This window comes from Ralstonia sp. Ralssp110 (assembly GCF_047325135.1).
GTDB lineage: Bacteria > Pseudomonadota > Gammaproteobacteria > Burkholderiales > Burkholderiaceae > Ralstonia > Ralstonia mojiangensis.
In genome coordinates, this window is record NZ_CP168609.1 from 326629 (window position 1) to 349726 (window position 23098).

Consider the following 23098-nt stretch of genomic DNA (forward strand, 5'->3'; position numbering starts at 1 on the left):
ACCAAGCATGTTAGACCCAAATAGTAATGTCGCATTTGAGCCAAATAGAAATGTCGTACCCCCCCAGGCTAACCCAGGCATGCTGGAGTCGCCGAACCTAAAAATGCGTTGGGTTCAGACGTAAAACTGCGTCGAAATGCTGTGTGAGGCACATGCCGATTTGTCGGCTCATGGTTACGTCCCTCTGTTCTGCAGCAGGATCTGAGGCGTTACTTCGTTCGTTTGAACTGTTTCGCCGCGACTCCCGGGGTGCCACACTTATGACATGCGGCGTACGTCAATATGAGCAACATTGGGCGTCGCCGCGTTAGTCAACACATCTCCGCCGCAGGCTCAGATATGCATGACTCCGGTTCACCGTCTCCGCGCACCTTGAAGGATATTGCTGCGAGCGGCTTACCCGAAGAATGAATCGCCCCGGCCCCAGTAGACACCTGTGAGCCTCAAACTAGAGGTTAGACAGGAGGTGCGATGAGTGCACAGAGATACACCGAAGAATTCAGGGTCGAGGCGGTCAATCAGGTCGTGGATAGAGGCCACAGCGTGGCCGAGGTCGCGCAGCGGTTAGGCGTGAGCCAGCACAGCCTGTACCAGTGGATCAAACAGCGACGCCAGCCCGTGGCAGAGCCGCAAGGGCAGGTATCGCAATCCGAGGAGGTGCGCCGGCTCAAGGCTGAACTCAAGCGGGTGACCGAGGAGCGCGACATCCTAAAAAAGGCCGCAGCGTACTTTGCCAAGCAATCCGGGTGAGGTACGCCTTCATCAAGGCGCACGCGGGTCAATACAGCGTGCGCCGTCTGTGCAAAGCGATGGCGGTGCATCCCAGCGGTTATTACGCCTGGCAGGCGCAGCCCTTGAGCCCGCGTGCGAGGGACGACCAGCGCCTGCTTGGCCTGCTCAAGCAGGCGTGGTTCGAGAGCGGCGGGGTCTATGGCTATCGCAAGCTCACCCTGGACATGCGCGACTTGGGTGAGCGCTGCGGCAAGCACCGCGTGGCGAGGCTGCTCAAGGCCGAGGGGCTGCGTTCGCAATCGGGCTACCGGCGGCGTCCGGCGAGGTGGGCCGGCAAGCCGGCGGTGGTCGCGCCCAACCACTTGCAACGGCGATTCACGGTCGACGGCCCGAATCAGTCCTGGGTGACCGATATCACCTATATCCGCACACACGAAGGCTGGCTGTATCTGAGCGTGGTCATCGATCTCTGGTCGCGCATGGTCGTGGGCTGGTCCATGGGGCAGCGCATCGATACCCAGTTGGCGTTGGATGCCTTGCTGATGGCGCTATGGCGGCGGCGCCCGCACCAGCAGGTTCTGATTCACTCCGATCAGGGGTGCCAGTTCACCGGCCACACCTGGCAAAGCTTCCTGCGCGAGCACAACCTGCTGTGCAGCATGAGCCGGCGCGGCAACTGCCACGACAACGCAGTGGCGGAGAGCTTCTTCCAGTTACTCAAACGCGAGCGGGTGCGCCGGCAGATCTATGCCACCCGGCAGGAGGCCAAGTCCGATGTCTTCAACTACATCGAGATGTTTTACAACCCAACACGGCGCCATTCGAGCGCCAACGGTCTATCACCGGTAGAGTTCGAACAACGCCATTCCCAACGGCTCGCGGGTGTCTAGGAAAGTCGGGGCGATTCAATCGCGATAACCCCAAGCATCAGTGCGGGATCGATTCCCTCGATGCGGATAGCTTGCTGAACTGTCAGGCGTTCGCAACCATCCATCGCCCTCATGAGCGCTCCCAGCTCCAGCGCCAATGATTCTCCCTGTACGCGATTTCGATCAGCGCACAAGGCCATCCAATTCATTAGCAAAAACTTGGATCGCCTGATCTGATCTTCTGTTTTGAGAACGAGCTTGGCGTCGCCTGCGCAGTCATCGGCGTGCCATTTTTCGAACTGCCATCGCTCCCAATGACCGTCATAACGCTCAACCATAACCGTCTGTCGATAGAGGCCCTCGCCGGGCTCGTCCGGTGGTTTTGATGGTAGATAGTGTCGAATAGTTGGATCACCCTCCGCGATAATGCAGTGGGCAAAACAAAGCTGACCATACACCTGGAAACGTTGTCGATTGCGCGGCGAATCAAAGATATACAATGTACGCCGCCCTCTATAAGAGGATTTCGCTGTACCCCTTGGTTTGACACGATGCCTTACATTAGGCTGATTCACTCGTACCATCGTTGCCTCGATCAATTTTGCAAACGAAGGCCCCGATCGCCAATGCTAGGCGCGAAATCGCCTTAATTTTGGCCGCGACCTCAACCAAAATCAGTTTGCATATCGAGGGCTAACGTACCAATCACCCACAAAGTGAAGGTGCGGATACATTGGGCTTGCGTTTCGATAGATTTCCTTCTTCCGAAGTTCTTCATTCGGGCAATCGAGCGGTCGCACTGCCATGCAACCGCTCGTTTTCATTGGCCAGTCAAGTTCTGATGTGGGCCAATTCTGCTTACACATAAGCATAAATCCCAATCAAGTAAAGGCTTGATGCCAGAGTTTTACAAAAAAACCAAGACTCATATATTTTTTTGTTTCGGATTCGATAAATCCACGTGGAATTTCATTGTTGCGGGTTTTTTTTTATTAACTGGGCGTGGTTGAGTTAGGATTGGACGGATCCTGCCGAGCTTGTGGCTTAGAAGCTCTAACATAATGAACAGACAGGGCTGTTAACCCTGGCCGCGTCCTGTTAACCTCTTCGTTGTTTCATTGGCGAAGAGGACATGGCCAAATCGATACTCGATGACGATCTGTGGGCGCTGATCGAACCATTGCTGCCGCCGCCGAAGCCACGTCGGCCCCGATACCCAAGGCGCAAGCCGTTGGACGATCGTGCGGTGTTGACCGGCATCCTGTTCGTGCTGCAGTCCGGCATACCGTGGGAGATGCTGCCCCAGGAAATGGGCTGCGGCTCGGGCATGAGCTGCTGGCGCCGTCTGCGCGACTGGCAGGCAGCCGGCGTCTGGGACCGACTGCACGAGGTTCTGCTAGCCAAGCTGCGCGCGGCAGACCGCATCGACTGGTCACGCGTCATCGTCGATTCTTCCTCCATTCGCGCCGTGGGATCGGGTCAAAAACAGGACCCAATCCCACCGATCGCGCTCGACCTGGTTCAAAGCACCACCTTGTTACCGAAGCGCAAGGCATCCCCCTCGCGCTGATCCTGACCGGAGCAACCGGCACGACGTCACGCAACTGCTGCCGCTCATCAATGCCATCCCGCCGATTCGAGGCAAGCGCGGCCGGCCGCTGTCCAAACCGACCATCGTGCAAGGCGATCGCGGCTACGATCACGACAAATACCGTCGCCCGCTACACGCCGCAGGCATCCGGACTCAAATTGCTCGCCGAGGCGAACCGCACGGCAACGGCCTTGGCAAAACCCGATGGGTAGTCGAGCGTACGATCGCTTGGTTGCACAACTTCAAGCGCCTGCGCGTCCGCTTCGAACGCCTCGCCGTGATCCACGAGGCATTCATGAAAATCGCTTGCTGCATCATCTGCTGGCGACAGCTTCAAAACTCTTTTTGTTAGAGCTTCTTAGTGCATTTGAAATTGCCTCCCTTGTGCTGCATCTCACCCTCCAGGCCAGAAAAGTGCGCCCAAATTCGCTTTGTTCAGCGAATTTGTCATTGCATTTTTCTGTCGGAAGGCGTTTGTCACCCGACGATTACGTCTGGGAGGTCATGGACGCAACGATGCGTTGGAGCCAGGCTGACCCGAACAGGCAAGCTTTCAGGGCTAGGAGATTTAGGTTCGGCGACTGCTGGCGGTTTCCCGTCTGTTCGAGACCGGAGACCGCCATGCCGAAGCCCGAGACCATCACCATGACGATGCGTGAACTGGACCGCTTCAAGGTGGTTCAAGCCGTTGCTGACCAAGGCTTGGCGATCTGGCGCGCGGCTGAGCGGCTGGGCTTGTCACGACGGCAAGTGGAGCGACGCGTTTGTGCCGGCGTTCATGGCGGACTTCAATGCGCGCTTTGCCAAGTTGCCGAGGAGCGACTTCGATGCCCACCGGCCGCTGCGTGGCGACGAGGACCTGGCGCGCATCTTCTGCTGGCGCGAATGGCGCAAGGTGTCGGCGAGCCTGACCCTGCAGTACGCCAAGGTGATGTATTTGTTGGAAGACCGGCCGGAGCACCGCAAGCTGGTGCACCGCTACCTCGAGGTGGCCGAGTACCCGGATGGCACGATCGAGCTGTGGGCCGACGGCGCTTCCCTGCCCTACACCACCTATGACCGGCTGGCGCAGATTGACCAGGGCGCGATCGTGGAGCACAAACGGTTGGGGCACGTGTTGGCGGTGGCGGCCGAACTGCGGGCGCAGCGCGATGATCGACGGCAGGTCGGGCCCTCGCGCACGTTGGTGGGCGAGCCGCCGCGGCCCAAACGTCCGGCGCCGCAGACCAAGCGGCAGCGCTTGATCAACCGGCTGGACCTGGAGCGGGCCATGCAGCAAGTCGGGCCAGGCCAGCCCAGCAGCGGGCCAGCCACCAGCACCACCGCCCGACGAACCGCCCCCAGGAAGAATCGAACCGAGCACAAAGTGCACGCCCGTGCCGACATTTGAATTTGGCTGCGAGCACGACAACTAAAAACCGGCTGGACACATATCTGCGGGCCGGCACGTGTTAGACCGGAACTAATGACGTTCACAAGTCATGTTTGCTCGGACCGCAGCTTCTAACGGATCGATGGTTGGCCGATGCACTAGTTTCCGCAAAGAGATCACGACGGGCGCGCGCGTGGCGCGACAATCGCCGCCCACGTTCGCCCCACTCCCCTCCGCCAAGACCAAGCCGCGGCGCTTGACATGCATCAATGGCCGATCGTGCGTGGCCTCTACATTGACAGAGCGAGTATCCGCCGCACATCACACTCTAGGCCGCTCATCATGGCAAACAATCGACGTACCCTCATCGCAACAGCATCGACCGCGCTACTGTTCGCATCGAGTTTTGTTGCCCTCGCCGCCGGTCCATCCAACGAAAAAAAGACATCGCCGCCGGCCGCGACGGCCACTCAGCAAAGCAATGCAGACTTTGACGCGCAGATCGCCCATCTGCGTGCCATCAGGGAACGCATGACACGGGCCAATACCCCGGAAGAGCGACAAGCGCTCATGAGCGAGCGCATGCGGGTCATGCAAGACATGATGACCAGCGTGCGACAGACGGGCGCTATGCAACCGGCAGCAAGAAGGGGCCAAGCCACTCAGATGGCCACGTGTCGGGGCATGATGGAACGGAACACGGCCTTGATGCAGGAGATGATGCAAATGATGAAGGATGGTCAGGGCATGGGAATGGGCGTGGGCCGCGGAATGGGTCCCGGAATGGGTCCCGGTGTGGGCGGCATGATGCAGAAGTAGATTCGGGCGGGGTGCGTTCAACGCTGCTTTCGCACAACAATTCCAGTTGACCCTCCCTGCATGGGAGGGTTTATCGTTTCCTGAGCGTAAGAAACGCATGTTGCCGTTCAAGCAAGTGCATCTGGCAGCAGTCGAATTGATAGGAGCCGATGTCAATGGAAGAACACCGCCACGTCCACGCTGCTGAGCACGACTCGCACTCGCATGGTGGCCACGCCGACCATCGCCATGACGGACACGGTGCAATGCACGAGCACGGCCGGGCCGTAACAGCAGCTGCCGGGCATGCTGACAAAGACCGGGCTGCGGCCGCTCCCGCCGAGTTTCAAGCGGGGACCGTCTACACATGCCCCATGCATCCTGAAATCCGGCAAGACCGTCCAGGCAATTGTCCGATCTGCGGTATGACTCTGGAACCGATCGTTCCGGACTTGGATGACGAAGAGAACCCCGAACTTAAAGACTTCCAGCAGCGCTTCTGGTGGACGCTTCCGCTCACCGTTGCCACGTTCGTCCTGGCGATGTTCGGACACCAATATGGCTGGATGAACGCCCCGCAGCAGAGCTGGGTCGAGCTGGCCCTCTCGACGCCCGTCGTGCTGTGGGCGGGCTATCCATTCTTCAAGCGATGCGTTCAATCCTTCATGCACCGCAGTCCAAATATGTGGACGCTCATTGGACTGGGTGCGGGCGCCGCGTATCTGTACAGCGTGATCGCGACCATCGCTCCGAACGCATTTCCTCAGACGTTCGCGGAGCATGGTCGCATCGGCGTCTACTTTGAAGCGGCGGCGGTCATCGTTTCGCTGACGCTGGTTGGTCAACTGCTGGAGTTGAAGGCGCGCTCCCAGACATCAGCCGCAATCAAATCGCTGCTCGGCCTTGCCCCCAAAACCGCACGGCGCCTCAACCCGGACGGCAGCGAAATGGACGTACCCCTGGACCACGTACACGTCGGCGACCGTCTGCGCGTGCGTCCTGGCGAGAAGGTTCCCACCGACGGTATCGTGATCGAAGGCTCAAGTTCCCTCGATGAATCGATGATTACTGGCGAGCCCATTCCTGTGACCAAGCGAGTGGGTGACCATGTGATCGGCGCCACGATGAACACCGCAGGAAGCCTGATCATCGAATCGGAGAAAGTGGGTTCTCAGACCGTCCTCTCGCAGATCGTTCAGTTGGTCGCCCAGGCTCAGCGCTCCAAGGCGCCCATGCAGCGCATGGCGGATCAGGTCGCGGGATTTTTCGTTGTTGCTGTGGTGGCGATTGCCCTGCTCACCCTCTTCGCGTGGGGGGTCTTTGGACCGCAGCCTAGCTGGGTGTATGGGCTCATCAACGCGGTTGCTGTGCTGATCATCGCGTGCCCATGCGCGTTGGGCCTCGCAACGCCAATGTCGATCATGGTGGCCAGCGGCAAGGGCGCCATGAACGGCATTTTGTTTCGCGACGCAGCCGCCATCGAGAATCTGCGCAAGGTCGACACGCTGGTGGTCGACAAGACGGGAACACTCACGCAAGGCAAGCCCGCCTTTGATCGCTGCTTGGGCGCCAACGGCTTCGATGAGTCGGAAGTGCTTCGCTTAGCGGCCAGTCTGGACCAGGGCAGCGAGCACCCATTGGCGGCGGCCGTTGTAGAGGCCGCCAGAGCGCGCGGATTGTTATTGCAGGCCGCCCAGAATTTCGAATCCAGCAGTGGCATCGGCGTGCGTGGGTCTGTCGCTGGCAAAAAGCTTGCACTTGGCAACACCGTGTTGATGGAGCAAGAGCACATTGACGCCGCCCCGCTGGCCCAGGCCGCGGACGAACTAAGAGCCCGGGGCGCCAGCGTCATGTACCTTGCCGCAGATGGGGCGCTTGCCGGTTTGCTTGCCGTGTCCGATCCAATCAAACCGACGACGGCCGAAGCGTTGGCGCAGCTCAAGGACAAGGGCATCCGCGTGGTCATGGCCACCGGCGACGGCACGGTAACGGCAAAGGCCGTCGCCCAATCGCTCGGCATCACCGAATTTCATGGCGAAGTCCGGCCCGCCGATAAATTGGCCCTCGTGACGAGGCTGCAAAGCGAAGGCAGAATCGTTGCCATGGCCGGTGATGGGATCAACGATGCGCCCGCACTGGCGAAGGCCGATGTCGGCATCGCCATGGGCACGGGCACGGATGTCGCGATGAATAGCGCGCAAGTTACGCTCCTCAAGGGAGATTTGCGCGGCATCGCACGCGCGCGCACGCTGTCTGAGGCAACGATCGGCAACATGAAGCAGAACCTCGGCTTTGCGTTCGTCTACAACGCCTTGGGGGTGCCGCTTGCGGCCGGCGTTCTATACAGCACGACCGGCTTGCTGCTGTCTCCGATGATTGCGGCGCTCGCGATGAGCCTGAGCTCGGTTTCTGTCGTCTCCAATGCGCTGCGCCTGCGCCGCATAAGCATCTGACTGCTTTGAAGCGCGTGCTCAACGCCCTGCCCTTGTCTATGTGTCTTTGGCAGCCGATGCAATTGACTCCGGCCGCCGCCAGCGCAGACGCTTCGTTTGCAGAAAGTAGCGCCAATCCAGTTTGGCGAACCCATAAACGAGGGCTAGAAACACGACCTGCGACACGATGAAGTACACCCCCATATACGCGCCGTCGATCTCCGTCTCCTCATCCAGATAGCGTGCACCCAACTGGGCAATGTGCGTCCAGGTCAGGTAGCTTATCCAGCGGCCAACAAAGAACGGGAGCCCGATCAACCATAGCCGCATCCCAGTCAAGCCGTAGGCGATGAAGATGTAGTTGGATGGGAACGGGCTGAAGGCGTACGCGAGCATCAGCCCGACCGTCATGCCTTTGCGGTCTTCGAGCCATGCGCGCGCCACATCGATGTTCTGACGATCCGCCTCGCGCATCCAGCGGTTACGGACAAGCGTGCAGGATAGCCGCGCCAGAACCAGGCGGCCGAGGGTTGCCGCGCAGGCGGCAACGCCCGCAAGAAGCACCGGGTTGGCATCAGGCCGTGAAAGGCCGATCCATGACATCACCATCCACGTCGGCGGTGCGAAGGCCGGCATCACATTCAGCAGCAGGACGGTCGCGAACAATACGAGCAGGTTTGCCATGGCGCTCAAGCCTCTCCACCGAGCACATGGAACAGTTCGTCTTCTTGTGCGCAATGCAGCCGCACGACGGCATCGAGACCATAGAGCAAGCGTTGCAGCTCTTGCGTCACTGCGGCATCCGGTCCGTCAGAAGAAACATCCGCCACGATCCGGCCCAGCAGCTTCGTGATGCGGAATATCTCGCGATGCATGGCGCTCATTGCCGCCATCGGGTCATCTCCGCCAAGCAAGCGGGCGACGTCCGGATAGAGCTGGGTATCGTCGCGGCGCTCATGCGGCACCAGCACCTCTGCCAAGGACTGATTGAGCGATAGCAACGCGGTTTTTGCCGCGCAGCCTTCCATATGGGGAAGCGAGTCTGCGACCACGCGGATCCGGCTCAGAATGGGTTCCAACTCCGCGTGTTCGGCCTTGAGGCGCTCGACGTCCGCAGAGACAAGTGAACCGGTTGCCTCGTTTTCTGTAGGCCGTAGCGCTCGCAACGCGCTGGCGATCGCCAACACATCGATGACCTCTTGCAGCAATGCGCCTGCCAATGGCGGCAGATAACCGAGCGCTGCGACAACCATGGCGGCCAACGACAGCGACATGCCGATCATCACGCTCTGCAGCGCGACGCTGCGTGTGCGGCGTGCTATCCGGACCGCATCAACGAGCCGATCCAGGCGGTCCACCAGCAAGACAATGTCTGCGGCTTCCGAAGACGCAGCTGCGCCGCGCGCGCCCATTGCCACGCCAATGTCCGCAGCAGCAAGCGCTGGTGCATCGTTGACGCCATCGCCAACCATGACCACCCGACCCGCGGTGCGTGCATTTCGAATCGCCGCGAGCTTGGCCGCCGGCGACAGGCCCGCATAGACCTCTGTCACCCCCAACACGGATGCCACGGATTCGGCAACGTCTTCCCGATCCCCGGTCAACATCGCTTGGCGTGTCATGCCCTCTTGACGCAAGAGTCGCAGCGCACGAGGCGCCTCAAGGCGCACGCGGTCCACCAACTGCAATGCGCCCGCCAGTTCACCGTCCACGCCGATAAAGACAGCCGACGCGCCGGCATAGCTCATGCGCTTGACGAACGCTTCCACCCAGCGCGGCACATCAGACGAATCCAAGACATAAGGCAACGAGCCGATGGAAACGACATGCCCTTCAACGCGGCCGCAAACGCCGGCTCCCGGACTCTCAATCACCGCACTCGGCAACTGCAGCGTCGCGCCCTGTTCGCGCGCGGCCTTGGCGACGGCTTCTGCCGTAACGTGATTCGACGCCTGCGCGAGTGAACCGGCCAAGCCCAGCACAACATCGGACGTGTACTGCGGTGCACACTCAACGTCGACCAGTCGTGCATATCCGCTGGTCAGCGTGCCCGTTTTGTCGAAGAACAGCGTGTCGGCCAACGCCAGCCGCTCCAGTGCGCCGCCGCCTTTGACCAGTACGCCTCGCTTGGCGCAACGCGACAGCCCCGAAACGATGGCGACAGGCACAGCCAGGATTAGCGGGCACGGCGTGGCCACGACAAGCACGGCAAGACAACGCGCCGGATCACCCGTGAATATCCAGCTTGCTCCCGCCAGCAGAACGGCAACGCCCCCAAAGGTAAGTGCATACCGGTCAGCCAGCCTGACGGAGGGACTGCGCTCCGCCTGCGCTGCACTGACCAGCCGGACAACGCCCGCAAACGTGCTCTTCTCGGCCGACGCACTCGCAATCATTTCGAAAGCGGCGCCGACATTCAGCACGCCGCTGCAAATTGCATCGGCTGCCTGGCGATGGCGGGTGAGCGATTCTCCTGTCAACGTAGACTCATCAAGATCGGCGGGCTCGGACAAAGTACCGTCCACCGGCACGACTTCGCCGTGTCGCACCAGCAGCCGGTCACCCGCTTGCACCTTCTCCAGGCTGACTTGGTGCCACTGTCCGTCGTCGAAGCGATTGGCCCGCTTGGGCGCATGACCCAGCAAGGCAGTCATCTCGCGCTGCGCACGCGCCTGGGCAAAGTCCTCCAGCGCGCGGCCGCTCGCGAGCATCAACGCAATGACCGATGCGACCAGCACCTCGCCTGACAGGAGCGCAAAGGTGATCGACATCACCGCCAGAACATCCACCCCGGCCTGCCGCCGCATCAGTGACCGAACAATCGAGACGGCCAGGGCCAGCCAGTTCGGTATAACGCCAATCAGCCAGAGTTGCTGCGCGAGCACATCGGCACCGAGGTACCGCGCCCATAGCCCCGCCGCCAAGGTCAGCACCGACAAGGCAAGCAATGCAACATTGGCGAGCAAGCGCGTGGCGTGCATCGTTGAGCCTCTTGTCGACGCTGTTTCCATGTGGGCTAGATCATGCGGCGCAGCAGCCGATCCTTCAGGATGAACTCGTGCCAGAGCGCCGCAGCGGCATGCAGCCCGACCACGATATAAACCACCGTCGCGCCCGACTCATGAATTTCCTTGGCCAAGTGGGCCAACGACTTGTCCTGCGCCAACGCCAGCGTCAGATTCAGTCCGAATGGTTGAATCGGCTTGCCTGCCAAGGCCAGTGCCAGCAAGCCCAAAACGGGCATACCGACCATCAGGACATAGAGCGCGCCGTGCGTGAGTCGCGCTGCAAGCTGCACCAGGGGTGAGCCCGGCACGGGAGGCGGCGCCTGCATGCCCACTCGGGCCAGCAGGCGCAACACCATCAGAGCGAACACGGAGAGCCCCGCTGTCTGATGGACCATAAACAGAGCGCCTCGCTCGGCGCTGCCTTTCGGGAAGAAATCCATGATCTCGATGGCCACGACGGCGATTAACACCGCCAGAACCACGAGCCAATGGAGCGAGCGCATGGTGAGGGAGTATTTCAGTTCGGATTGCATAGCGTTATCCAAAGCGTGTTGAGTGAAAGGTGAAGCCGCGGCAGATCAATCGTCAAAGTCCCACATCCGATGCAGATCGAGCTGCAGGCGGCTGTCTGCCTCCAGCAGGTCGACGCGTGCGAGCCGCTCGGCCAGCACGGACTCGGCCAGACTACGGCGTGCTGCCAGTAGCTCAGTCAAGCCCGACTCACCTGCACGATATGCGCGCGTTGCCCGGTCGGATGCGCTCCTTTGCACCGTAGCCGCTTCCATCTGCGCCTGCGCGCTCGTCCGTTTTCCTTGCAGGTTGCCGTAAAGGACATCGAATTCGGCACCCAGCCGACGCTCGGCACCCAGTCTGCGCCTTGCAGCAGTTTCCGCATCGGCAGCGGCCGCCGCAGCCGCTGAGCGGCGATGCGCCGAGCCGATCGGCATGGCAACGCTCACACCCATGATGCGCTCCGCACCGCCGCGCTCCACCGTAACAAACATGCCGACGGTCGGGTCAGGCCGGCGATCAAGATCGGCCCGCTTGGCCATATGCTGCGCCTGAGCCTCTTCTGCCATGGCAAGGCGATATTCGTGGCTGTCCTGGATGTACTGGGTACGTAATCGATCTGGTGGTTCTTGCGGCAATGCGGGCAGCGCTGGATCGGGGCCAAACGCGGGATGGCCAAGCCCCGGAAAGCGGGCTTGCAGTTCCGCCTGCGCGGTTTGTTCCGCTGCAGCGGCTGTCGCCAGCGCGGCTTGCGTGCGCGCCCGATCGGCCGCGGCCAGTTCGGCCTCCAGGCGTGAGGCATCGCCCAGTTGCACCCTCCGGGCAGTCAGCGCCGCCAGGTCAGCCGCCGCTTTGGCGTTCTCCTGCGCTGCGTAGCGTGCCTGTCCTGCGCGCACGGCACCAAACCAGAGGGCCAGAATCTGGCGCGATGCCTCATGGCGTGCATCCTTGACGGCAAGCTGACCCGCCTCGGCGGCGGCATCGGCAAGCTGCCCATCGGCCTGCGCTTTGCCCCAAAGCCGCAATGGCCGCTCCACAGCGATCTGCCCTTCAGCATGGCGTTCGGAGGGATCGCGCACCTGGCGCCCTTGGCCAATTGCGCGCACGACGGTTTCCGCTGTGCCGGCGCGGATGCCCTCAGCCCGAGCCAGTACAGCATCGCGGCGGGCTTCTGCCGCCAGCACGTCGGGCGACTGTGCGACGGCCTCGCGCACTGCGCTCTCCGCCGGTAGATAGGCCGGCGAGATTTGCGCTTGCGCGGCGGCGCTGCAAAGCAGCATCGTGCTCGCTCCCGCCAATACGATGCGAAACAGATCCAACCTCATTGTGAATCTCCCTGCCCGGCGGCCGCACGCGGCCGAGGCAACCCAAAACGTTCAAACAGCAGGGGCAGAAGAAGCAGTGTCAGGGCGGTCGAAGAAATCAGCCCGCCCGATACCACGATCGCCAGCGGCCGCTGAATCTCTGACCCCGGCCCGCTGGCCAGCAGCAGCGGAATCATCCCCAGTGCGGTAATGCAGGCCGTCATCAGGACGGGCCGCAGCCGGTCTCGCACGCCATCGCGCACGGCTTCCGTCATGCTCAAACCTGACTCCAGCAGCGTGTTGAAGTGCGAAACCAGCACCACGCCGTTGAGCACCGCGATCCCGAGCAATGCGATAAAGCCAACGGAGGCCGGCACCGAGAGGTACTCGCCCGATATCCGCAGCGCCGCAATGCCCCCCACGAGCGCAAACGGAATGTTGGCGACCACCAGCACTGCCTGCCGCACCGAGCGGAACGTCAACATCAGCAGGAGAAAGATTGCGCACAGGGCCAATGGGACAACCAACGCAAGACGCGCTGCAGCGCGTTGCTGGTTCTCGAACTGTCCGCCCCACACCACCCGCAATCCTTTTGGCAACGTGCCAATACCGCTGACTGCCGCCTGGGCTTCCTGCACGAAACCCGCCAGGTCCCGACCATCAACATTGGCCTGGATCACGGCAAACCGGGCGCCGTCTTCGTGGTTGATGCGCACGGGCCCATCCACGCGTTCGATACGTGCCAGAGAGGTGAGCGGCCATGCTTTGCCGTCGGGTGCCGTTACCAGAAGGTTGGTCAGGTTTTCGGGCGCCTGCCGCAAGCCTGCTCCGCCACGCAAGATCAGCGGCGTGCGAACGATGCCCTCAGGCACCACGCCAATCCGGTCGCCCTCGATCAGGGCGCGCAGTTGCGCCTGGAGGGTGTCGCCGGAGAAGCCGGCCTGCCCGACCGCTGCGCGGTCCAGCGACACTTTCAGGTACTGCACACCACTGTTGCTGGGGGCAATTACCTCTGCCGCGCCCGGAATGGTGCGGACCTTGGCTGCAATGGCCTGCGCGGCTGCGTCGATGGCGGCAAGGTCGCTGCCAAACAGCTTGATGGCAACGTCACCACGTGTGCCGGTCAGCATCTCCGAGACACGCATCTCAATGGGCTGCGTGAAGCCGTAGATCACGCCCGGGAAGCGCTCCATTACGCGCCGGATCGCAATCGCGATGTCTTCCTTGCTGCCGCGCCACTGATCCTTGGGCTTGAGCACCAGGAAGGTATCGGTTTCATTCAGGCCCATCGGGTCAAGGCCAAGGTCATCCGAACCCGAGCGCGCGACGATCGAGCGTATTTCCGGCACCTCCTTGAGCAGCGCCTGCTGCACGCGTTGGTCCATGTCCAGCGAAGCCGTTAGCGAAACGGACGGTGCTTTCTGCAACTGCACGATCAGGTCGCCCTCGTCCATCGTGGGCATGAACGTCTTGCCGACCGACATGTACAACACCACGGCCAGCGCCAACGCCGCCCCGGCCAGGCCGAACACCATGCGGCGATGTGTGGTCGTCCACGCCTGGATTCGCGCAAAACCGCTCGCGACCTTTCGCATCAGCCAGGGCGGCTCATCTGCATGCGTAAGCAAGAGCAAAGAAGCGAGCGCCGGAACCACGGTAAAGGCAATCACCACGGACGAGGCCAGCGCCAGCACGATGGTCAGCGCCACAGGCCCGAAGAGCTTGCCCTCCAGACCTTGCAGCGACAGCAGCGGCAGAAACACGATGGCAATAATCGAAACGCCCGACAGCATCGGTACCGCCACCGTTGCGACTGCATGGCGGATGACCGCACCGCGCAGCGCGGGGTCTGTCTTGTGGTCTTGCGCGCGCGCCATGGCCGTCTCGATGTTCTCGACCACGACGACGGCTGCGTCCACGAGCATGCCCAGCGCAATGGCGAGCCCACCGAGGCTCATCAGGTTGGCAGTCAGACCCACATAGCGCATCAGAAGGAAGGTTGCCAGCATCGACAGCGGCAGTGTGGTCGCCACGACCAGGGCAGCCCGTACCCCGCCCAGGAACACGTACAAGGTGATGACCACCAGCACGCTGGCCTCAATCAGGGCGCGAACCACGGTGTTGGCCGCACGGGTTACCAGCTCGCCACGGTTGTAGAAGACGTGGGTCGACATGCCCTTTGGCAACTGGGGCCCTAGCGCGTCCAGCCGCTCCTGCACCGCCTCGACCAGCTTGCGGGCATCGCTGCCGCGCAGGCCCAGCACCAGCCCTTCAACCGCTTCACCGTTGCCGTCTTTGCTGACAGCGCCGTTGCGGGTGGCCTCGCCCAGCCGCACGGTCGCAACATCGCCAACCGTGACCGCAAGGGCGGAATTCGGGCTCTGCGCCGGCACCACGACAATCGCACGCAAATCGTCCAGCCCGCGTATGCCACCTTCCACGCGCACGACCCAGTGCTCGTCTCCGCGGTCCAGCCGCCCTGCCCCGTCGTTGCGATTGTTGGCGTCCAGCGCCTGACGCAGTTGCTCCAGGGTGACGGCGCGGGCTCGCAACCGGGCGGGGTCAGGCGTCACCTCGTAGCTGCGCACCTCGCCGCCGAGGGCGTTGACGTCGGCTACGCCTGCCACGGTGCGCAGCGCTGGCCGGATCACCCAGTCCAGCACGCGGCGCCGGTCGGCCAGGGAATAGCCATCGCCCTCCACCGTGAACATGAACATCTCGCCCAACGGCGTGGTGATGGGCGCCAGACCGCCCACGGCGGTCGATGGCAGATCGCGTGCCAAACCAGCCAGACGCTCCGACACCTGCTGGCGCGCCCAGTAGACGTCTACCCCCTCTTCAAAATCGACGGTCACGTCGCTGATGCCATATTTGGACACCGAGCGCACGATCGTCTTGTGCGGCAGGCCGAGCAGCTCCTGCTCGATGGGCGTGGAGACCCGCTGCTCGACTTCCTCCGGGGTCATGCCCGGCACCTTCAACACGACCTTGACCTGCGTCGGCGAGATATCGGGAAACGCGTCGATCGGCAGGTTCAGATACGCCCACACGCCGGCCGCAGCGAGCACGCCAGCCGCAATCAGCACCAGCACGCGCTGGCGCAAAGAGAACTCAATCAGGCGGGGCAACATCACTGCTCTCCCGCCAGCAAGCCCTTGAGCGCACCGACTCCTGTCACCGCTACGCGTGTACCGGCGGGCAGGTTGACACGAACGACGGCGATGGCGTCGTCTGTACTGGCGACTGCGACATCCTGGAAGCGGAAACCCTTGTCGGTTGCGACGAATAGGCCTGGCACGCCTCGCACATAGATCAACGCGGCCACAGGAACCCGCAGCAGGCCAGGAGCGTTTGCATTGGCCGCGCTGCGCAGCTTGAGCGTGACGTTGACGCTCTCCCCGGCACGCAGGTCTCCACGTCGCTCCAGCGATGCGCGAACACGCACACCTGCAGTGCCATCGCCGGAAGGCGCAACACCAATGACGGTGCCGCCGGCGCCGCGTTGTGCGATCTCGACGCGGTCGCCTGTGGCAGGCACCGGTATGTCGCGGCCAACGAGCAGGTCCAGCTCCAGCGCCGCCGGATCAACAATCCTGAAAAGCGGTGCCGCCGCGTCGACTCGCGCCCCCGGAACGGCGTTGACTTCGGAAACCACACCGCCACGGCTGGCAACCAATTGCGCCTCACCACCCGCGCCGCTGAATGCAATGCCTGCGGAGGCCAGCTCTGCCTTGCGCGCCTTGACCATGGCACCGGCCTCAGTGGCCCGCGCCTGTGTTGCCTGCCAGCGGCTTGCAGCGATGATGCCGTCGTCGTACAGCGCCTTGTCGCGCGCTAGCGACTGCTGCGCGAGCCGCGCCTGCGAGTTGGCTTCCGTCAATGCGCGGCTGGTTTCGAAGAGCTGCGGGCTCAAAAAACCGGCCAGCGGCTGGCCTGCCCGGACGGTTTGCCCGACCGACACCAACACCCGGGGCACCATGCCCGCGTATGGGGCGGCTACTACATATTGCGCATCCGGCTTGAACACGACACGCGCATGCGTGCCGACCTCCAACCCTGAAGAAGCGGCGACCGGGCTGAAACGCACGCCGAGGGAGCGCGCCTGCTCAGCCGATAGCGGCACCACCTGGGTGCCTGCTTGGGCAGCGGCCTGCTCAAGGGGAAACGCGATCAGCGCAATACACGCACTGGCCGCGACGATTCGTTTGAAAGACATGCCTGACTCCAATCCTCGGAGGCAACGCCACGGACGCCACCTCTGATTGCCGCGCATACGCGGGCGACCTCAAGATCAACCGTCGCCCAGCATTTCCATGCATTGCGAACGACAAGCTCTTACGGTGGAGGGCCAATGGAACGTGGAGTTGCTACCGCCGCGTAGCGTTAGGCGTGCGAAATGCGCCAAAAGACAGCGCTTCTGACACATTCATCATCGCCAATGCAGACGCTAAAGGCTTGTTGCAGGTCAACAAGTTGCAGAGCAACGCGCACACCGGCCGTCAACCGGGTACGGATCAGGATTGCAGCGGAGGTGCTTGGGCCGGAGGTGGCCGATTGATGCGATCGCGCCACCGCGCTCGAACGGGCGCGGGCCGGTAGGCGGGACGAAATACAGCGGCGCGAGCCAGCGCCGCAAGCAGGAGGAAGGTCAGCGCAGATACACCAGCTGCCGCGGCTGCCCAAAGAAATGCGCCAAGATCCGCCGGACCAATGGCAGGCTCGACATCCACCTCGAAGGGTTCCTGGCTCGTCAACGCCCAGTCATGAAGGCCAATGGCGACCGACTCCTCAATAGGAGGACGATGAGCAAACGATACGGATTGGAAATGAGAATCAACCGCAGCAGGAAGTGCGGTGTGCACGTGCAGGCCAGATTGTTTCGGTGTTCCGAGATGGCCGTGCAGAAGCGGGCTTAGCAGTTGCATCAACACGATGGTCAACAACAGCATTGCCCGAAGCGAGTTGCTTGCGGTCGCACGTGGCATGTGTGGATTGTAAAGCAATGTGCCTTTCGTTTGGTGCTTGATGTCAACCACCCATCGGAGACAGACCGACCACAGCATGCGTCAACGCATATGCCGACGAATACTCCAGCTCGCCCGAGGCTTGTGCATGGATCGTGAACAGCGGTTGTCCGACGCTCACCTGATCGCGCAGTCGCACATGCATTTCCACCCCCGCGACTTGACGTATCGGTGCGCCCGCAAGTTTTGCGATGCGGGCAAGGTGACGGTTGTCGATGTTGGTGACGATGCCATTTTTCTCAGCAACGACGTCGCGGCGGAAAATGGCTTCTCCGGGGATGCGCAAGCCGCCTTGCGCCTCGCAAATCGCTTCGAACTTCCGCCATGCGGCACCGCTATCCAGCAGGCCGGTTGCCATGTCGAGCCCCGTTCCGGCAACCGCTGCGCCGCAGAACTCCAGCAATGCGCCGGCGAGCAATAACGACCGTTCCCGCAAGTCGAAGGGCGCCGTTGGCGAGCGCTGCAGTACGGCCAGAACGTCTCTTGCTTCCAGCGCAGGGCCGATCCCGCGGCCAACGGGCTGCGCGCCATCCGTGCGCACCATCAGCACCTGCACCCCGAACGCCTGGGCCACGCGCTTGAGCAGCATTTCAAGGCGCTCGAGGTCTTCGACACTGCGGACTTTTGCCGTCGGGCCTACAGGCACGTCGATCAACACATGAGTGGACCCGGCTGCAATCTTCTTGGAAAGAATGGACGCCACGAGCTGTGCATCGCTGTCGACATCGAGCGCTCTTTCCACGCGAATCAATACGTCGTCCGCCGGGCTGAGGCTCAAGGCCCCGCCCCACGCGAGCGATGCCCCAACCTGCCCCACTACGCATCGCAGCTCCGCAGCGGTCAAGTTGACGCGGGTGAGTGTTTCCATCATGTCGGCGGTACCCGCTGGCGAGGTGATCGCACGCGATGAAGTCTTGGGCAGCAGCAGCCCCGCCGCCGCACAGATGGCAACGACGATGGGGCTGGTGCGATTGCCGGGCAGACCGCCCACGCAGTGCTTGTCTGCCACGACCGCGCGATCCCAACGCAGCCGCTCGCCCGAGTCGACCATGGCTTGTGTGAGGTCGATGGTCTCCTTGATGGTCATGCGGCCGGCTGCGCACGCGCTGAGAAATGCTGCGATATGGACATCGGCATAGCGCTCGTGCGAGATGTCAGCAATGATCTCCTGCAATTGCTTCGCGTCCAGATGCCCACCGTAAATCTTTGCACGCAGGGCGCGCAGCGACTCAAGCGACGGCGCGTGCGTAACGCACACTTCGTCCCCGGGGCGCGCCATCAGCGAATCGACCGCGCTGGCTGACAGGCTCACCTCATGCTTTTCCAGCAGTCCCGATCCCACCAGGTTCAGCGTGGCGATCAGAGATCGCTGCCCGATGCGGACTTCCACACGCGCCTGCGCGGCAAAGCCCTCCGACCGGCAGATCGCGCTGTCCGGGTGCATGTAGATGACGTGCTCCTGCCACGTGTCAATGCCAAGCGCCTTGAACTTGAGGCATCCCGGCGGCGCGACGGGTACGTCAGCCGAGAGCATGGAGATCGTGCTCATGACATGCGCGTCAGCCTGCAAAACGGAAGTGTCCGCTGTGTAGCGTGATCTCCTTGGAACCTGTTTGCTCGAACAGAATGCGTGCGACATCTTCGATATGACCGCGGTGCACTTTGAATGCACTGAGCAGATCGTCAGACTGGCAGGAGCGCGCGCCAAAATGGTCCTCAAGGGCCTCGGCCGTGATTGCATAGCTTGCGGAGCTGCCATCGACCGAAGCGCGGCATTGCAGACGCGGCCCTGCTGCGCAGTATGTCGGGTCGTCAGGCAGGAACCTGATCTGTTTCATGATGGCCTCCAGAGACGAAAGCGCCCTGATCAAACAAGCATCTGCTTGCTCGAAGCCAGGGGTAAATCAAACATGCGTGAAACGGCGTCGACCAGCGGCTCTGTGAGTGCAATCTGGTTCGAGGGATGGGGGATGGTGTCGCACGTGACGACATCCGTGCTGGCCGCGCAAAGCCGGCTGTAGGCGTCGGCGGCAAACACGGCGTGCACCCCAATGCAGACCGGCTGCGGTTTGCCGGCATGCTGCAGCAAGGCTGCCGCAGCGAGCATGGTGCGCCCCGTCGAGATAATGTCGTCCACCAGTACGGGCACGCACCGTGGTGGAATGTTTGGCAACTCCGCCATTTCCACGTGCCATGTGCTGTGTCGCGTCTTGGCCAACGCTGCCCATGGAGCCTGGCAAATGCCGGCCACATGCTCGACCCACTGCCTGCTTTCGTCGTCGGGCCCGATCAGGAACGGCGCCTGTACATGGGTCTGAATCCATGCGGCAATGGCAGGTGCGGCTTCCACGGCGACCGTCGGCATGCGATACACATTCGATAGATGCGAAATGCGATGCAGATGCGGATCCGCCGTAACAAGCCAGTCGAAGACCGGATTCAGCAGGGCGGCAAAGTGTTCTGCGGCGCGAATCTCGCCCGCATTGAAGACGACGTCCTGCCGCATATACGGCAGGTACGGCGCGATCAGGCCAACCCGGCGTGCCCCGCCCTCGCGTGCGGCAATCGCCAGCCAGAGCAGTGGCAGGAGTTTCTCGTCGGGATGATCGAGTGTGCAGACAATGGCAACTTCAGCGCCGTGCACGGGCGTGTAAAGCCGCACGTAGGATTCACCATCCGGAAAGTGGCTCACGGCGGCATGCCCCAACTCCGCGCTCAGCGGGATGGCAAGCCGCATGGTGGCGGCGTCGCAGCCCGGCATAGCAATCAGCACACGCTGCGGCTCCAGGGCAACGGCTGGTGCGGTCATGCCCCCTCCAGATCGTAGGACTCGCGGTACTCCGGCATGCGGACTGGCCACTGCAGTTCATGCTCGATGCGCTGGCGCAAGGCGTCGCTGGCGGCCGGTTCGCCATGCACGACGAAGGTCTGCCGTGGCGGACGCGTGAAGCCCCGTAACCAGCTCATCAGCTCATTGGCATCCGCGTGGGCGGACAGATTCTGAATCTGCTCAACCGAGGCTCGGATGGCAACCTCACGTCCGTGCACGCGTAGCGCCCGTTGACCGGCCAGCAGGGCGGCGCCTCGTGTGCCGGCCGCCTGGAAGCCTGACATCAGGATGGCGTTGCGCTTGCCGCCGCCAAAGCTCTTCAGGTGATGCAGCACCCGCCCGCCTGTTGCCATGCCGCTTGCCGCAAGAATGATCTTGGGAGCGCGATCGTTCCCCAGGTGCATCGACTGTTCAGGACTTTGCACAGGAATGGCCAACGCACAAGCGGCCTGGCAGTCGGCCGCTCCGATATGCAGATCGTCAACATGATGTGCAAACACCTCGGTCGCCAGCTCGGCCATCGGGCTGTCGAGATAGATCGGCACATGCGGAATTCGATGTTCGCGGATCAACACGTAGAGGCAATACAGAAGCTCTTGGGTACGCCCCACCGCAAAGGCAGGAATCAGCAGCGTGCCGCCCTGCCCGATCGTCCGTTGCACAACCTGCTGGAGTGCATCGAGCGGGTCGCCCTCCGGATGCACGCGATCGCCATAGGTGGATTCGACCAGCAAGGTATCGGCCTCCGCGATGGGCTCAGGTGGCCGCATCACGGGATCGACCTGCCGCCCCAGGTCGCCAGAGAAGACGATGCGGCGGCCCTCCGTCAACAACGTCGCCGTGGCCGCACCGATGATGTGCCCTGCCCGGTGGAACTCGGCTTCCACGCCATCGGTCACCGGAAAGCGCTCGCCGTAGTCGATGGGATGCAGGCGGCGTAATGCCCTGGCAGCGTCTTTTTCGTCATAAAGCGGCAATGCAGGATGATGACGCGAGAACCCCTGCGCATTCGCGTACTGGGCATCCTCCTGCGCGAGCCGGGCGCTGTCAGGCAGCAGGATGTTGCATAGTTCCGCCGTGCCTTTCGTGCAATAGACCGGGCCACGAAAGCCATTGCGGACCAGCAGCGGCAGATAGCCGCTGTGATCGATATGGGCATGCGTAAGCACGACCGCATCGATTTGGTGCGGGTTGACAGCGAGCTTGTCCCAGTTCCGCAGGCGCAATGACTTGTAGCCCTGAAAGAGCCCGCAGTCGACCATGACACGGCGCGTGCCGCTCTCAAGCACGTATTTCGAGCCGGTCACCGTGTCGGTCGCACCGAGAAATTGCAGCCGCATGCCTCGCTCCCCGATGCTCAGCGAATCGTGACGCGCTGCTGTGGTGACGCGTCCTTCTTGGGCAGCGTCAGATGCAGCAGTCCGTTCTCGTACGCCGCATCGACCTTGCTTTCATCAACCGCAGCATCCAGCGTAAACATGCGCTGCATGGTTCCGCTATAGCGCTCGCTGCGGATGACGCGTTCGCCTTCCTTCTCTTCGGAATTGCGTTCCACCTTGGCCGAGATCATGACGGTGCCGCGATCGACCGTTACTTCGATGTCTTCCTTCTTCACACCCGGGATTTCTGCGACAACGCTGTATGCCTTGTCGGACTCCGTCACGTCCACCTTGAACGGCAGCGCGCCATCCATACTCCCGCGGAACGAGCGCAGAAGCCCTTGGAAGATGTCGCCGACCGGCTCGATGGCGAACGGGTCATAACGCTTAAGCTGACTCATGACTGCCTCCTGATGATTGGCCCCAGGGGATCTTGGGGCCAGCAGATCCATCGTGGCACGACAGTGCCAGAGCGCTTTGCGGCAGATCAACGGCGGCGCACAGGAGCGCGGTGCGGGGGGCAGGAGATTCGTATCGAGCACACCGCTTCCGCGGTGTCGGCCGCCGTGTCAGGCTTTCCTGACATGGAAATCCGCAGCTCCGACAGCATTCTCAGCGCAGCCTGCATGACGCCGGCGAGTGCGCTGCCAATACTGGGGACACGCCAACAAGCAACGCAGCGTCTTGTCGAATCGCCCCCAGAACACGACAACGCCCAGCCAGTACAACGCGGAGCGCGCCATGAGCCAGAACGTTGAATGCATCGCCCAGTGGAATGACTCTCACGACCTCGCTGCTTTTGACACGCTGCTCCCTGTTGGTGCGCACCTTGTCGCAGAACGCGATGGATACGAACACCACGGCATCTATGTTGGCAACGGACAGGTGATTCACTACGCCGGTTTCTCTCGCCGCCAGCGCCGGGGGCCGGTGGAGCGCATTTCCATTAGCTGCTTTGCATGCGGTTTTGTAGTGACCATCCAGCGCGAAGGCCGCCCCTGTTACGACGGCGAAGAAGTCGCGCGCCGCGCGTGTTCGCGCCTCGGGGAGCGCAACTACCGGCTGTTGACCAACAATTGCGAGCACTTCTGTTCGTGGTGCCTGTTTGGAGAATGCCGCAGCGTGCAGGTGGAGGCGTGCCTGAGAAGCCCCGCGCGGGCTGCGCGCACGCTACTCAAGCTGATGGGGCTGGCACTTTGCGCCGAATGGCGGACCGCACGGCCTCTGCGACAGGCACGGGCCGCGTGAC

20 protein-coding genes and 1 pseudogene are annotated in these 23098 nt (G+C 62.3%); 7 read left to right on the plus strand and 14 right to left on the minus strand.

Translation table 11 applies throughout. From position 1 onward, the window contains the following. Positions 1–471 precede the first annotated feature (471 nt). A protein-coding gene (locus ACEN9T_RS02070; RefSeq protein WP_413706277.1) for an IS3 family transposase occupies positions 472–1622 on the plus strand; the annotation gives its coding sequence in 2 pieces (ribosomal slippage) (positions 472–718 and positions 718–1622; 1152 coding nt in all). Here ACEN9T_RS02070 and ACEN9T_RS02075 read toward each other — a convergent pair. Beyond that, entirely contained in the window at positions 1619–2101 is a 483-nt protein-coding gene (locus tag ACEN9T_RS02075; protein WP_413706278.1) for a hypothetical protein, read from the minus strand. The genes ACEN9T_RS02070 and ACEN9T_RS02075 overlap by 4 nt on opposite strands. A 632-nt stretch (positions 2102–2733) precedes the next feature. On the opposite strand from ACEN9T_RS02075, the pseudogene ACEN9T_RS02080 reads away from it, so the two are divergent. The 4 genes and pseudogenes from ACEN9T_RS02080 to ACEN9T_RS02095 all read left to right on the plus strand — a co-directional run bounded on the left by ACEN9T_RS02080 (position 2734) and on the right by ACEN9T_RS02095 (position 5383). After that, positions 2734–3544: pseudogene (locus ACEN9T_RS02080) on the plus strand (IS5 family transposase). Positions 3545–3843: 299 nt separating this feature from the next. Then, a complete protein-coding gene (locus tag ACEN9T_RS02085; protein ID WP_413706584.1) occupies positions 3844–4251 on the plus strand; it encodes a helix-turn-helix domain-containing protein in 408 nt (135 codons plus the stop codon). Then, positions 4163–4582: a hypothetical protein gene (locus ACEN9T_RS02090; protein WP_413706279.1), complete on the plus strand. Its 420-nt coding sequence runs from the start codon at positions 4163–4165 to the stop codon at positions 4580–4582. Before ACEN9T_RS02085 ends, ACEN9T_RS02090 begins: the two co-directional genes overlap by 89 nt. A 324-nt stretch (positions 4583–4906) precedes the next feature. Further along, positions 4907–5383, plus strand: coding sequence for a hypothetical protein (locus ACEN9T_RS02095; RefSeq protein ID WP_413706280.1), 477 nt, complete (start codon positions 4907–4909; stop codon positions 5381–5383). Positions 5384–5535: 152 nt separating this feature from the next. On the opposite strand, the gene ACEN9T_RS02100 is transcribed toward ACEN9T_RS02095, so the two are convergent. After that, positions 5536–5670, minus strand: coding sequence for a hypothetical protein (locus ACEN9T_RS02100; RefSeq protein ID WP_413706615.1), 135 nt, complete (start codon positions 5668–5670; stop codon positions 5536–5538). On the opposite strand from ACEN9T_RS02100, the gene ACEN9T_RS02105 reads away from it, so the two are divergent. Beyond that, entirely contained in the window at positions 5629–7815 is a 2187-nt protein-coding gene (locus ACEN9T_RS02105) for a copper-transporting P-type ATPase (RefSeq protein WP_413706585.1), read from the plus strand. The genes ACEN9T_RS02100 and ACEN9T_RS02105 overlap by 42 nt on opposite strands. A 36-nt stretch (positions 7816–7851) precedes the next feature. Here ACEN9T_RS02105 and ACEN9T_RS02110 read toward each other — a convergent pair whose 3' ends face one another. The 12 genes from ACEN9T_RS02110 to ACEN9T_RS02165 all read right to left on the minus strand — a co-directional run bounded on the left by ACEN9T_RS02110 (position 7852) and on the right by ACEN9T_RS02165 (position 22250). Next, positions 7852–8478 (minus strand): hypothetical protein, encoded by a 627-nt coding sequence (locus ACEN9T_RS02110; RefSeq protein WP_092975135.1) that lies wholly within the window; start codon positions 8476–8478, stop codon positions 7852–7854. Between the two features lie 5 nt (positions 8479–8483). Next, positions 8484–10775, minus strand: a complete 2292-nt coding sequence (locus tag ACEN9T_RS02115) for a heavy metal translocating P-type ATPase (protein ID WP_413706281.1) — start codon at positions 10773–10775, stop codon at positions 8484–8486. 35 nt (positions 10776–10810) lie between these two features. Then, positions 10811–11335 carry a cytochrome b gene (locus tag ACEN9T_RS02120; RefSeq protein WP_413706282.1) on the minus strand — a complete coding sequence of 175 codons (525 nt, stop codon included), beginning with the start codon at positions 11333–11335 and terminating at the stop codon, positions 10811–10813. A gap of 45 nt (positions 11336–11380) precedes the next feature. Beyond that, the gene (locus tag ACEN9T_RS02125; protein ID WP_092975144.1) at positions 11381–12637 is read right to left on the minus strand and encodes a TolC family protein; all 1257 of its coding nucleotides are present in this window, start codon (positions 12635–12637) and stop codon (positions 11381–11383) included. Beyond that, positions 12634–15747: an efflux RND transporter permease subunit gene (locus tag ACEN9T_RS02130; protein ID WP_413706283.1), complete on the minus strand. Its 3114-nt coding sequence runs from the start codon at positions 15745–15747 to the stop codon at positions 12634–12636. Before ACEN9T_RS02130 ends, ACEN9T_RS02125 begins: the two co-directional genes overlap by 4 nt. Continuing rightward, positions 15747–16832, minus strand: coding sequence for an efflux RND transporter periplasmic adaptor subunit (locus ACEN9T_RS02135; protein WP_413706284.1), 1086 nt, complete (start codon positions 16830–16832; stop codon positions 15747–15749). Before ACEN9T_RS02135 ends, ACEN9T_RS02130 begins: the two co-directional genes overlap by 1 nt. Before the next feature lie 298 nt (positions 16833–17130). Continuing rightward, positions 17131–17565 carry a hypothetical protein gene (locus ACEN9T_RS02140; protein WP_413706285.1) on the minus strand — a complete coding sequence of 145 codons (435 nt, stop codon included), beginning with the start codon at positions 17563–17565 and terminating at the stop codon, positions 17131–17133. Between the two features lie 79 nt (positions 17566–17644). Beyond that, the gene (locus tag ACEN9T_RS02145) at positions 17645–19189 is read right to left on the minus strand and encodes a thymidine phosphorylase family protein (RefSeq protein ID WP_413706286.1); all 1545 of its coding nucleotides are present in this window, start codon (positions 19187–19189) and stop codon (positions 17645–17647) included. Positions 19190–19199: 10 nt separating this feature from the next. Further along, positions 19200–19478: a DUF1488 domain-containing protein gene (locus tag ACEN9T_RS02150; RefSeq protein WP_092975155.1), complete on the minus strand. Its 279-nt coding sequence runs from the start codon at positions 19476–19478 to the stop codon at positions 19200–19202. Positions 19479–19507: 29 nt separating this feature from the next. Further along, positions 19508–20449 (minus strand): ribose-phosphate pyrophosphokinase, encoded by a 942-nt coding sequence (locus ACEN9T_RS02155; RefSeq protein ID WP_092975158.1) that lies wholly within the window; start codon positions 20447–20449, stop codon positions 19508–19510. After that, complete coding sequence (locus ACEN9T_RS02160; RefSeq protein WP_413706287.1) at positions 20446–21810, minus strand: MBL fold metallo-hydrolase RNA specificity domain-containing protein; 1365 nt, start codon at positions 21808–21810, stop codon at positions 20446–20448. The genes ACEN9T_RS02155 and ACEN9T_RS02160 overlap by 4 nt, the downstream gene beginning before the upstream one ends. A 17-nt stretch (positions 21811–21827) precedes the next feature. After that, positions 21828–22250 (minus strand): Hsp20/alpha crystallin family protein, encoded by a 423-nt coding sequence (locus ACEN9T_RS02165; protein ID WP_092975163.1) that lies wholly within the window; start codon positions 22248–22250, stop codon positions 21828–21830. Positions 22251–22590: 340 nt separating this feature from the next. Here ACEN9T_RS02165 and ACEN9T_RS02170 point away from each other — a divergent pair, with 340 nt between their 5' ends. Next, positions 22591–23097, plus strand: a complete 507-nt coding sequence (locus tag ACEN9T_RS02170; protein WP_092975165.1) for a lecithin retinol acyltransferase family protein — start codon at positions 22591–22593, stop codon at positions 23095–23097. Position 23098: the final 1 nt, after the last annotated feature.